The organism is Flavobacteriaceae bacterium, from assembly GCA_014075215.1.
Taxonomy (GTDB): Bacteria; Bacteroidota; Bacteroidia; order Flavobacteriales; family Flavobacteriaceae; genus Polaribacter.
Genome location: CP046177.1, coordinates 2,528,627 through 2,541,320 on the forward strand (window position 1 = coordinate 2,528,627; position 12,694 = coordinate 2,541,320).

At 37.4% G+C, this 12,694-nt stretch carries 9 protein-coding genes and 1 tRNA gene; all 10 read right to left on the reverse strand.

Features of this window, described 5'->3' with window-relative positions:
- Positions 1-7: 7 nt before the first annotated feature.
- A complete protein-coding gene (gene rpoC / locus GKR88_12410) occupies positions 8-4,282 on the reverse strand; it encodes a DNA-directed RNA polymerase subunit beta' (GenBank protein QMU66710.1) in 4,275 nt (1,424 codons plus the stop codon).
- An 86-nt stretch (positions 4,283-4,368) separates the two neighbouring features.
- Positions 4,369-8,184: a DNA-directed RNA polymerase subunit beta gene (rpoB, locus tag GKR88_12415; GenBank protein QMU65012.1), complete on the reverse strand. Its 3,816-nt coding sequence runs from the start codon at positions 8,182-8,184 to the stop codon at positions 4,369-4,371.
- 131 nt (positions 8,185-8,315) lie between these two features.
- Entirely contained in the window at positions 8,316-8,696 is a 381-nt protein-coding gene (gene rplL, locus GKR88_12420; protein QMU65013.1) for a 50S ribosomal protein L7/L12, read from the reverse strand.
- 51 nt (positions 8,697-8,747) lie between these two features.
- Entirely contained in the window at positions 8,748-9,263 is a 516-nt protein-coding gene (locus GKR88_12425) for a 50S ribosomal protein L10 (protein ID QMU65014.1), read from the reverse strand.
- A gap of 22 nt (positions 9,264-9,285) precedes the next feature.
- Positions 9,286-9,975, reverse strand: a complete 690-nt coding sequence (locus tag GKR88_12430) for a 50S ribosomal protein L1 (GenBank protein QMU65015.1) — start codon at positions 9,973-9,975, stop codon at positions 9,286-9,288.
- A 20-nt stretch (positions 9,976-9,995) separates the two neighbouring features.
- Positions 9,996-10,433, reverse strand: coding sequence for a 50S ribosomal protein L11 (rplK, locus tag GKR88_12435; protein ID QMU65016.1), 438 nt, complete (start codon positions 10,431-10,433; stop codon positions 9,996-9,998).
- A gap of 67 nt (positions 10,434-10,500) precedes the next feature.
- Positions 10,501-11,049: a transcription termination/antitermination factor NusG gene (gene nusG / locus GKR88_12440; protein QMU65017.1), complete on the reverse strand. Its 549-nt coding sequence runs from the start codon at positions 11,047-11,049 to the stop codon at positions 10,501-10,503.
- Positions 11,050-11,061: 12 nt separating this feature from the next.
- Positions 11,062-11,250, reverse strand: a complete 189-nt coding sequence (gene secE / locus GKR88_12445) for a preprotein translocase subunit SecE (protein ID QMU65018.1) — start codon at positions 11,248-11,250, stop codon at positions 11,062-11,064.
- Positions 11,251-11,323: 73 nt separating this feature from the next.
- Positions 11,324-11,396: transfer RNA gene (locus GKR88_12450), tRNA-Trp, on the reverse strand.
- Positions 11,397-11,473: 77 nt separating this feature from the next.
- Positions 11,474-12,661 (reverse strand): elongation factor Tu, encoded by a 1,188-nt coding sequence (gene tuf / locus GKR88_12455; protein ID QMU65019.1) that lies wholly within the window; start codon positions 12,659-12,661, stop codon positions 11,474-11,476.
- Positions 12,662-12,694 lie beyond the last annotated feature (33 nt).

Here is a 12,694-nt window from a genome sequence, read left to right on the forward strand (position 1 = left end):
TTTCTAATTATAAACGTCTTTTAATTTCTTCTTTTGGGCCAACAATTAAATGGTCATAAGTTCTCATCCCTGTTCCTGCCGGTATTTTTTTACCGACGATCACATTTTCTTTTAATCCTTCCAATGTATCTACTTTACCATTAACAGCAGCTTCATTTAGTACTTTGGTAGTTTCCTGGAAAGATGCCGCAGAGATAAATGATTTTGTTTGTAGAGATGCTCTTGTAATACCTTGAAGTATCTGTTCTGCTGTTGCAGGTTTTGCATCTCTGGCAACTACTACATTTTTATCATTTCTACGCAATAATGAATTTCCATCTCTCAACTGACGCGCAGAAATAATCTGACCTGTACGTAAATTATCCGAATCTCCTGAGTCTTCAATCACTTTCATTCCATAAATGGCATCATTTTCCTTAATGAAGTCCGTCTTATGAACCAATTGATTTTCCAGGAATAAAGTATCTCCGGAGTCAATAACTTTCACTTTACGCATCATTTGACGAACTACAACCTCAAAATGTTTATCGTTAATTTTTACACCTTGCAAACGATATACATCCTGAATTTCATTTACCAAGTATTCCTGTACTGCCGAAGGCCCTTGAATTCTTAAGATATCTGCCGGAGTAATAGCCCCGTCAGATAGCGGCATTCCCGCTTTTATAAAATCATTCTCCTGTACCAAAATTTGGTTAGAAAGTTTGATTAAATACTTTTTAACATCTCCTGTTTTTGTCTCTACAATAATTTCCCTGTTTCCTCTTTTTATTTTGCCAAAAGACACCACACCATCAACTTCGGAAACTACTGAAGGGTTTGACGGATTACGAGCTTCAAACAACTCTGTTACCCGTGGTAAACCTCCTGTAATATCACCTGCCTTACCTGATTTTCTCGGAATTTTCACCAAAACTCTTCCACTTTCTACTTTAGCTCCGTCATCTACGATCAGGTGTGCTCCTAAAGGTAAACTATATGAACGTAGTGCATTACCGTCTTTATCTTGAACGATTAAAGAAGGAATGATTTTTTTATTCTTAGAATCAATAATTACTTTTTCCTGGAAACCGGTCTGCTCGTCGATTTCTACCTGGTAGTTGATTCCCTGTTCTAAATTATCAAACTTCACTTTCCCGGAAAACTCGGAAACAACAACACCATTAAACGGATCCCATTGACATATGACATCTCCTTTCTTAATGGTTTTTCTATCTTTCTTAAAAATAGTAGACCCATAAGGAATAATATTAGAGTTTAATGTAATTCCTGTTTTCTTATCGGTAACTTTAATTTCTGCAGTTCGGGAGATGACAATATCTATGTAATTTCCTTCGCTATCTTTTCCTACAACAGTTCTTAAATCTTCAATGGATACATTACCGTCAAAGCTTGCAAGCAATTTATTATCTTCGGAAATATTTCCTGCTACTCCACCCACGTGGAATGTTCTCAACGTTAACTGTGTTCCGGGTTCTCCGATAGATTGTGCGGCAATTACTCCAACAGCCTCTCCAATTTGTACTTTCTTACGGGTAGATAAACTCTGGCCATAACACTTTGCACAAATTCCTCTTTCGGACTCACAGGTTAATGGCGATCTCACTTGAATTTTATCAATTCCGGATGCCTGAACCATATCTGCCAAAATAGGAATAATTCCTTGATTTGCCTCTAACAATACTTCACCTGTTTCCGGGTGATACACTGTTTGTAAAGACACACGTCCTTCGATCCTGTCACTTAAAAGTTCAATAATTTCATCGTTTTTCTTTAATGGTGTAATCTCCAACCCCCTTAGCGTACCACAATCATCTTCATTGATGATGACGTCTTGAGATACATCTACCAAACGACGGGTCAAATAACCTGCGTCAGCCGTTTTTAGAGCTGTATCGGCAAGACCTTTACGAGCACCGTGTGTAGAAATAAAATACTCCAGAATTGAGAGTCCCTCTTTAAAATTAGAAAGAATAGGGTTTTCAATAATCTCACCACCGCCAGCAGTTGATTTTTTAGGTTTTGCCATCAATCCACGCATTCCTGTCAATTGACGGATTTGCTCTTTAGAACCCCGAGCTCCCGAATCTAACATCATATATACGGAGTTAAAACCTTGCTGATCTTCGCGCAAACGCTTCATAGATAATTCAGTCAGCCTGTTATTGGTAGACCCCCAAACATCAATCACCTGATTATAGCGCTCTTTTTGTGTCAGCATACCCATATTATAGTTCACCACTATTCCGTCTACTTCTTTATTTGCTTCGGCAATCATATCATATTTCTCTTCCGGGATGATAATATCTCCCAGACTAAATGACAACCCTCCTTGAAACGCAAACTGGTAGCCCATATTTTTGATTTCATCTAAAAACCTTCCTGTTTCAGGAATATCCGTAGCTTTTAATATTTTGCCGATGATTCCTCTCAAAGATTTTTTAGTCAGCACTTCATTAATATATCCTGCTGCTTCAGGCACAAATTCATTAAATAAAACCCTGCCGACAGTGGTTTCAATGATTTTACTTACAGATTCTCCCGCCTCATTCAGGTCTTTTGTTCTTACTTTTATGATTGCATTCAAATCAACTTTACCCTCGTTAAAAGCAATGTTCACCTCTTCGGGAGAATAGAATACCAATCCTTCTCCTTTTACAGGTACCTCTTTAGTTGACCTGCGTTCTTTGGTCATATAGTATAAACCTAAAACCATATCCTGAGAGGGTACCGTAATCGGAGCACCATTTGCAGGATTCAGTATATTGTGCGAAGCTAACATTAGTAGTTGTGCCTCCAAAATGGCTTCCGGGCCTAATGGCAAATGCACTGCCATTTGATCTCCGTCAAAATCAGCATTAAAAGCCGTACATACTAACGGGTGTAATTGTATCGCTTTTCCTTCGATTAGTTTTGGTTGAAATGCCTGGATACCTAAACGGTGTAATGTAGGAGCACGATTTAATAATACCGGATGTCCCTTAATTACATTTTCTAATATATCCCAAACAACAGGCTCTTTTCTATCTATGATTTTTTTAGCAGATTTTACTGTTTTTACAATCCCTCTTTCAATCAGCTTACGGACCACAAAAGGTTTGTACAGTTCAGCTGCCATATCTTTAGGCAATCCACATTCAAATAGTTTCAATTCCGGCCCAACCACAATTACAGAACGTGCTGAATAATCAACACGTTTTCCTAGTAAATTCTGGCGAAAACGTCCTTGCTTCCCTTTTAGTGAATCTGACAGTGATTTTAACGGCCTGTTGGATTCTGTTTTTACTGCAGATGATTTACGAGTGTTATCAAACAAAGAATCTACGGATTCTTGCAACATACGTTTCTCATTACGCAGAATAACTTCCGGAGCTTTAATCTCTACTAATCTTTTTAAACGATTGTTTCTGATAATTACCCTGCGGTATAAATCATTTAAATCAGAAGTAGCAAAACGACCTCCGTCTAACGGAACCAGTGGGCGTAATTCAGGTGGAATTACCGGGATTACCTTCATAATCATCCATTCCGGTTTATTCTCCTTATTCTTATTTGCATCTCTGAAAGCCTCAACTACGTTCAGTCTTTTTAAAGCTTCTGTTTTGCGTTGCTTAGAAGTTTCCGTATTTGCTTTATGTCTTAGTTCAAATGACAAAGCATCCAAATCAATACGAGCTAATAATTCAATCAGACATTCGGCCCCCATTTTAGCTATAAACTTATCCGGATCGGAATCATCCAAATACGAATTTTCCTGTGGTAGTGCATCTTGAATATCCAAGTATTCTTCCTCTGTTAAAAAGTCCATTTTTTGTAATGGCTCTCCTTCGGCATTTGTTGCAACACCCGGTTGAATTACTACGTATCGCTCGTAATAAATGATCATATCCAATTTTTTAGATGGTAGCCCAAGCAAATATCCCATCTTATTTGGCAATGATCTAAAATACCAAATATGTGCTACGGGAACTATCAGGTTGATGTGCCCTACCCTGTCTCTTCTTACTTTTTTCTCGGTGACTTCCACACCACAACGATCACAAACAATTCCTTTGTAACGGATTCTTTTGTATTTGCCACATGCACATTCATAATCTTTTACAGGGCCAAAAATACGCTCGCAAAATAAACCGTCTCTTTCAGGTTTATGTGTACGATAATTGATGGTTTCCGGTTTTAAGACTTCTCCTTTTGAAGCTTCTAAAATAGACTCCGGAGATGCTAAACCAATAGAGATTTTGTTAAATTTTTTTACAGTGTACTTGTCGTTGTTTCTTGCCATTTCTTTCAAGTATTCAATTTGCTGTATGTTGGTTTTCAAGGCTCAATATTGATTCGTAATTGAAGCTGAAAACCATTATTGTTTTATTATTCTTCTAAGCTCACGTTTAGCCCCAAACCTTTCAGTTCATGCATCAATACGTTAAATGACTCCGGTAATCCCGGTTCTGGCATAGTATCACCCTTTACAATACTTTCGTATGTTTTAGCTCTACCCATGACATCATCGGATTTTACTGTTAAAATTTCACGTAAGATACTGGATGCCCCGTATGCTTCCAATGCCCAAACTTCCATCTCACCAAAACGCTGCCCTCCAAATTGTGCTTTACCCCCCAGTGGTTGTTGAGTAATTAACGAATAAGGCCCTATAGAACGTGCATGCATTTTATCTTCGATCATGTGCCCTAGTTTGATCATATAAATCACACCCACGGTTGCCGGTTGATCAAAACGTTTTCCTGTTCCTCCGTCATACAGATATGTATGTCCGAATCGCGGTACTTCTGCTTCATCTGTGTATTTATTGATTTCATCTAACGATGCTCCATCAAAAATGGGCGTTGCATATTTTCTATCTAATTTCTGACCTGCCCAACCGAGAACAGTTTCATAAATTTGGCCAATATTCATACGAGAAGGTACCCCTAAAGGGTTTAATACAATATCAACCGGCGACCCGTCTTCCAGGAAAGGCATGTCTTCCGCTCTTACAATACGAGCTATAATACCTTTATTTCCGTGACGGCCCGCCATTTTATCGCCTACTTTTAATTTACGCTTCTTAGCAATATATACTTTAGCCAATTTTAATATTCCTGCCGGTAATTCATCTCCTACGGAAATAGTAAATTTCTCACGACGTAAAACACCTTGTAAATCATTCACTTTAATTTTATAATTGTGAATTAACTCACTGACCAGTTTATTAACATCCTTATCAGTAGTCCACGTACCACTTGTTAAATGTATATAATCTTCTACCGAGTTTAACATCTTTAGTGTATACTTTTTCCCTTTGGGTAACACCTCTTCCCCTAAATCATTATATACTCCCTGAGAGGTTTTACCACTTACCAAGGTAAATAACTTATCTGTCAATCTCGTTTTAAGATCGTTAAACCTAGAGACGAACGAAGCTTCCAGAGTAGCTATTGCTTCTTTATCTCTGGCCCTCTTCATCTTATCTTTAATAGCTCTTTTAAATAGTTTTTTATCTATAACTACTCCTCTTAAAGACGGTGAAGCTTTTAATGATGCATCTTTTACATCTCCTGCTTTATCTCCAAAAATGGCGCGTAATAATTTTTCTTCCGGCGTTGGATCGGATTCTCCTTTTGGAGTGATCTTACCAATTAAGATATCACCGGGATTTACTTCGGCTCCAATACGAATCATTCCGTTTTCATCCAAATCTTTTGTAGCTTCTTCCGAAACATTAGGGATGTCATTGGTTAATTCTTCAGTACCTAGTTTGGTATCACGTACATCCAAAGAATATTCGTCTATATGAATAGAAGTAAAAATATCTTCGCGAACTACTTTTTCGGAAATTACAATGGCATCTTCAAAGTTGTATCCTTTCCAAGGCATAAAAGCTACTTTCATATTTCTTCCTAAAGCTAACTCCCCTTTCTGTGTAGCATAGCCTTCGCATAAAACCTGCCTTTGTTCTACTCTATCTCCTTTACTGACAATAGGTTTTAGATTAATACAAGTTCCCTGATTTGTTTTTCTGAACTTAATTAAATCGTATGATTTTTCATCGGTTTCAAAACTTACAAGCTTCTCCTCGTCAGTCCTATCGTATTTAATGATAACTTTATTTGCATCTACATATTCTACCACTCCGCTTCCCTCGGCATTAATCAATATCCTGGAGTCTTTTGCTACTCTTCTTTCGAGTCCTGTTCCTACAATCGGAGACTCCGGTCTTAGCAGCGGTACTGCCTGGCGCATCATATTAGACCCCATCAATGCACGGTTTGCATCGTCGTGTTCCAAGAAAGGAATTAAAGATGCGGAAATAGAAGCAATTTGATTTGGAGCAACGTCCATATAATCAATAACATCAGGAGTTACCACAGGAAAATCACCTTCTTCGCGGGCGATTACTCTATCACTTATAAATTTTCCTTCCTTGTCTAGTGCCAGATTAGACTGTGCTATCTTTTTTCCTTCCTCTTCTTCGGCACTTAAATATACTGCGCCTTGTTTTATATCTACACTACCACCGGTTACCCTACGATACGGTGTTTCAATAAATCCTAAGTTATTCACTTTTGCAAATACGGAAAGAGAAGAAATCAGTCCGATATTTGGTCCTTCGGGAGTTTCTATCGGGCATAAACGTCCATAGTGTGTGTAATGTACATCACGAACTTCAAAACCTGCTCTTTCTCTTGACAAACCTCCGGGACCTAATGCAGATAACCTTCGCTTATGGGTAATCTCTGCCAGCGGATTGGTTTGGTCCATAAATTGAGATAGCTGATTGGTACCGAAGAAAGAATTAATGACTGAAGATAGTGTCTTTGCATTGATCAAATCAATGGGTGTAAACACCTCATTATCACGAACATTCATACGCTCACGAATAGTTCTTGCCATACGTGCCAGTCCTACTCCGAATTGACCGGCCAATTGCTCACCCACAGTTCTGACACGACGGTTAGATAAATGATCTATATCGTCTACCTCTGCTTTGGAATTAATTAATTCAATGAGATATTTGATAATTGTTATGATACCTAATTTTGTCAGTACTTTCTGATCTATGTCTACGTCCAGTCCAAGCTTCGTATTCATTCTAAAACGCCCTACTTCCCCTAAATTATATCGCTGCTCAGAGAAAAATAATTTGTCAATAATCCCTCTTGCCGTTTCTTCGTCCGGCGGTTCGGCATTACGTAATTGTCTGTAAATATGTTCTACAGCTTCTTTTTCGGAATTTGTAGGATCTTTTTGTAATGTGTTATGGATGATAGCATAATCTGCTTGCTGATTATCTTCTTTATGTAACAGTACTGTTTTAGTTCCCGATCCGATTATTTCATCAATATGTTCTTTTTCAATAATGGTATCACGATCAAAAATAATTTCATTTCTTTCAATAGATACTACCTCTCCCGTATCTTCGTCTACAAAGTCTTCAAACCAGGTTTTTAAGACTCTGGCAGCTAACTTACGGCCTAATACCTTTTTTAGCCCCGCTTTAGAAACCTTTATTTCTTCCGCTAAATCAAAAATCTCCAGAATGTCTTTATCTCTTTCAAAACCAATAGCTCTAAACAGTGTTGTTACCGGTAGTTTTTTCTTTCTATCGATATACGCATACATCACACTATTGATATCTGTGGCAAACTCTATCCAGGAACCTTTAAAAGGAATGACTCTTGCAGAATATAATTTTGTACCGTTTGCATGAAACGATTGTCCGAAGAATACCCCCGGCGATCGATGTAATTGAGATACTACAACTCTCTCTGCACCATTAATAATAAATGTACCCGCATTTGTCATATATGGTATTGTGCCCAGATACACATCTTGTACAATAGTTTCAAAATCTTCGTGCTCCGGATCTGTACAATACAATTTTAAACGTGCTTTTAAAGGCACACTATATGTTAATCCTCTTTCTATACATTCTTGAATGCTATATCTTGGCGGATCTACAAAATAATCTAAAAATTCCAATACAAAATTATTGCGTGTATCGGTAATAGGAAAATTATCCATGAAGGTTTTATATAATCCTTCTTCACCTCGCTCTTCGGCTTTCGTTTGGAGTTGAAAAAAATCTTGAAAAGATTTTACCTGAATATCTAAAAAATCAGGGTATTCAGTTTCAAGCTGTGAAGATGCGAAATTGATTCTTTCAATAGTGTTTTTCGTTGTCAAAAGAGAATATATTTTTGATTAAAAGTCTAGATTAAATAAAGAACGAATATATACGCAAAATAGTTCAGGCTTAAAGAACCGTAAAATCCTTTAATACCTATAATACCTAAATCTGTTCAAGTTGTACAAACTTACTTTAGCTCAACTTCAGCTCCAGCTTCTTCTAACGAAACTTTAAGACCTTCGCCCTCGTCTTTGGAAACACCTTCTTTGATTGGGGCCGGTGCACTGTCCACAATACCTTTAGCTTCTTTTAATCCCAAACCGGTTAATTCTTTAACTAATTTTACTACAGCGAGTTTGGAACCACCTGCTGCTTTAAGAATTACATCAAATTCAGTTTGCTCTTCTGCACCGCCTCCGTCAGCAGCGGTGCCTGCAGGTCCTGCTACCGCCACTGCTGCTGCTGCTGGCTCAATACCATATTTGCTTTTTAAAATATCAGCTAATTCCGTAACTTCTTTTACCGTTAAGTTGACTAATTGCTCCGCGAAATTTTTTAAATCTGCCATTTCAATTGTTTTTTAAAATTTTTTATTATGTAATTTATTTAGTGTGCTCATTTATTTTTCCGATAATGTTTTTAAAATACCTGACAACTTACCTCCTCCCGACTGTAATGCCGAAATAACATTTTTAGCCGGTGATTGCAGTAAGGTGATAATATCTCCAATCAATTCTTCTTTAGATTTAATATTTGTCAGAATATCTAATTGATTATCTCCAATATAAACCGCTTGTTCAACATAAGCGCCTTTTAACAGAGGTTTATCTGATTTTTTTCTAAACTCTTTAATTAATTTTGCAGGAGCATTTCCTGCTTCAGCAATCATTAAAGAAGTATTTCCTGTTAAAACATCTTGTAACGCTCCAAATTCTTTATCAGAAGCTTCCATTGCTTTTGATAATAATGTGTTTTTTACAACAGCTAATTTTACATTTGCTTTAAAACAAGCTCTCCGCAGGTTGGATGTGGTTAATGCATCCAAACCGGAAATATCTGTCAGATAAACCGTATTTGTATCTGCTAATCGTGCTGTTAAATCTTGTACTACCTGTGATTTCTCTTCTCTAGTCATAATTTATACATTTTAACTGCTGTTAAACAGATTTTACATCAACTTCTACACTAGGGCTCATGGTACTAGACATAAAAGCACTTTTTATATATATCCCTTTTGCTGCTGTTGGTTTTAATTTGATGATGGTTTGAATTAATTCATTTGCATTTTCTGCAATCATATTAGCATCAAAAGATACTTTTCCTATTGCAGCATGTACAATTCCGGTTTTATCAACTTTAAAGTCAATTTTGCCCGCTTTTACATCCTTTACGGCTTTTTTTATGTCCATAGTTACCGTACCTGTTTTGGGATTAGGCATTAACCCTCTGGGGCCTAAAATTCTTCCTAAAGGGCCTAATTTACCCATAACACCAGGCATTGTAATAATTACGTCCACATCTGTCCATCCTCCTTTAATTTTTTGGAGGTATTCATCTAAACCTACATAGTCAGCTCCTGCTTCTTGTGCTTCTGCTTCTTTGTCGGGTGTTACCAATGCAAGTACTTTTACATCTTTACCTGTTCCGTGCGGAAGTGTTACCACACCTCTAACCATTTGATTAGCTTTGCGTGGATCTACTCCTAAGCGGATAGCTATGTCTACAGATGCATCAAACTTTACATTAGTAATTTTTTTGATTAGGGCAGAAGCTGCATCAACACTATGAGATTTGGAACTATCTAATTTTGCATGTGCTTCTTTTTGCTTTTTTGTTAACCTTGTCATTTTACTATTCTTTATAAAGTTTATACAGGGGCATCGCCTTTTACTGTTAATCCCATAGAACGTGCTGTACCGGCAATCATTTTCATTGCCGAAGAAACTTCAAAAGCATTTAAATCTGCCATTTTATCTTCTGCAATTACTTTAATCTGATCCCAGGTAATCGATGCTATCTTTTTTCTGTTGGGTTCACCCGAAGCTTTTTTAATTTTAGCTGCTTCCATCAACTGCACTGCTGCCGGAGGTGTTTTTATTACAAAATCGAAAGATTTATCTTTATAAACCGTAATAACCACTGGCAGCACTTTTCCTTGTTTATCTTGAGATCTTGCATTAAATTGCTTACAGAACTCCATGATATTAACACCGGCAGCACCTAAAGCAGGGCCAACCGGCGGTGACGGATTTGCCGCACCTCCTCTTACTTGTAATTTTACTATTTTACTAACTTCTTTTGCCATTTTACTTAACTTAAGTAGATGTGTTTAAAAAAATTGGAAGCTAAAAAGCACATCAATTATGTAACAATTATATTTTATTTACTTGCATATAGCTCAATTCTAACGGGGTTCTACGCCCAAATATCTTTACCATAACTTCTAATTTTCTCTTTTCTTCATTTACTTTCTCTATGGTTCCGTCAAAACCGTTAAATGGCCCGTCTATAACTTTTACAGTCTCACCTACCGTATAAGGTATTACTATATTTTCATCCTGAACGGCAAGCTCGTCCACTTTACCAAGCATTCTGTTAACTTCTGACTTACGCATTGGAACAGGGTCTCCTCCTTTTGTTTCTCCTAAGAATCCAATCACCCCGGTAGTTGACCTGATAACGTGAGGAACCTCTCCGGACAGGTTTGCTTCTATCATAATATATCCCGGAAAGTAGACTTTTTCTTTATTGATCTTTTTTCCATTTCTTACCTGAATAACTTTTTCGGTAGGAACTAACACCTGATTTACATAATCCGAAAGGCCCAAACGGCCGATTTCAGTTTCTATATAAGATTTTACTTTACTTTCCTGTCCTCCGATCGCTCTTACAACGTACCATTTCATCATTACATCATCCATATCTCTTTTACTCTAAAATAATTGAAAAAAATTATCTAATCCCATTTGAAAAACCTTATCAATAGCAGCAACACCTAATGCAAATAGTATGGTGAAAACTGCCACCGCAACCGTAGTTTTCTGGGCGCTTTCCTTGGAAATCCAAGTCATGTGATTGTTTAGTTCTTCGAAAGAATCCTTGATATATTGTATAAATCCCATATTAACTATTTTTTGTACATCTTTTCCATTTTAGGCTTCAGCACAACTCCTTTGGTTTTTTATTATTGTTTAGCACGGGTTGAGAGACTCGAACTCCCGACACCTGGTTTTGGAGACCAGTGCTCTACCAACTGAGCTAAACCCGTTTCTATTTATTCATAAAGGCATCCCAATAAAATTGGGACACCTTCACAAATAGTATTTGAAACTAATGTGATTTTTCCTAATCTAAAATCTCAGTTACCTGACCTGCACCTACTGTTCTACCACCTTCACGAATTGCAAAACGCAAACCTAAGTTTAATGCAATCGGTTGAATTAAATCAACGGTAATGGTCAAATTATCTCCGGGCATTACCATTTCTACACCATCAGGTAAATTAATATTTCCTGTTACATCAGTAGTACGTACGTAAAACTGTGGACGGTAGTTATTATGAAATGGTGTATGCCTTCCGCCTTCTTCTTTTTTAAGGACATATACTTCTGCCTTGAACTTGGCATGTGGAGTTACGGAACCTGGCTTACAGATGACCATACCTCTTTTGATATCGGCTTTTTCTATACCTCTTAATAAGATTCCCGCATTATCTCCTGCTTCACCTCTGTCTAATATTTGGCGAAACATCTCGATACCTGTAATGGTAGAGGTCAACTTCTCAGCTCCCATACCAATAATTTCCACCGGGTCTCCTGTATTGGCAATACCGGTTTCAATTCTACCTGTTGCTACAGTACCACGACCTGTAATAGAAAATACATCTTCAATTGGCATTAAGAAATCTTTATCAACTTCTCTTAAGGGTTCTTCAATCCAGCTGTCAACAGCTTCCATTAACTCTGTTACACTATCTACCCATTTTTGTTCACCATTTAAGGCTCCTAAAGCAGAACCGGCAATCACAGGGCCATTATCTCCGTCATATTCATAGAAAGAAAGTAAATCTCTAATCTCCATCTCTACCAATTCCAGTAACTCATCATCATCAACCATATCTACTTTATTCATAAATACTACTATTCTAGGAATACCTACCTGGCGTCCTAATAAGATATGTTCGCGAGTTTGAGGCATCGGGCCATCCGTAGCAGCAACAACTAAAATTGCTCCGTCCATTTGAGCGGCACCTGTTACCATGTTTTTCACATAATCTGCGTGACCCGGACAGTCAACGTGTGCATAATGACGGTTTGCTGTCTGATACTCTACATGAGAAGTATTGATGGTAATACCTCTTTCTTTTTCTTCCGGAGCATTATCGATTTGATCGAAATCTTTAGCTTCAGACAAACCCGAATCTGCCAATACTTTGGTAATAGCTGCAGTTAATGTAGTCTTTCCGTGATCTACGTGTCCGATTGTACCTATATTTAAGTGTGGTTTCGAACGGTCAAAATTTGCTTTTGCCATGGTTATTTGATTTTAATTCTTAGTTAAATATTT

Bases quoted from the DNA above. Each gene is read 5' to 3' on its own strand.
- GKR88_12430 (QMU65015.1), bottom strand. From the start codon at position 9,975: ATGACAAGGTTAACAAAAAAGCAAAAAGAAGCACATGCAAAATTAGAT.
- rpoC (QMU66710.1), bottom strand. From the start codon at position 4,282: ATGGCAAGAAACAACGACAAGTACACTGTAAAAAAATTTAACAAAATC.
- rplL (QMU65013.1), bottom strand. From the start codon at position 8,696: ATGGCAGATTTAAAAAATTTCGCGGAGCAATTAGTCAACTTAACGGTA.
- rplK (QMU65016.1), bottom strand. From the start codon at position 10,433: ATGGCAAAAGAAGTTAGTAAAATAGTAAAATTACAAGTAAGAGGAGGT.
- nusG (QMU65017.1), bottom strand. From the start codon at position 11,049: ATGGATGATGTAATGATGAAATGGTACGTTGTAAGAGCGATCGGAGGA.
- secE (QMU65018.1), bottom strand. From the start codon at position 11,250: ATGGGATTTATACAATATATCAAGGATTCTTTCGAAGAACTAAACAAT.
- GKR88_12425 (QMU65014.1), bottom strand. From the start codon at position 9,263: ATGACTAGAGAAGAGAAATCACAGGTAGTACAAGATTTAACAGCACGA.
- tuf (QMU65019.1), bottom strand. From the start codon at position 12,661: ATGGCAAAAGCAAATTTTGACCGTTCGAAACCACACTTAAATATAGGT.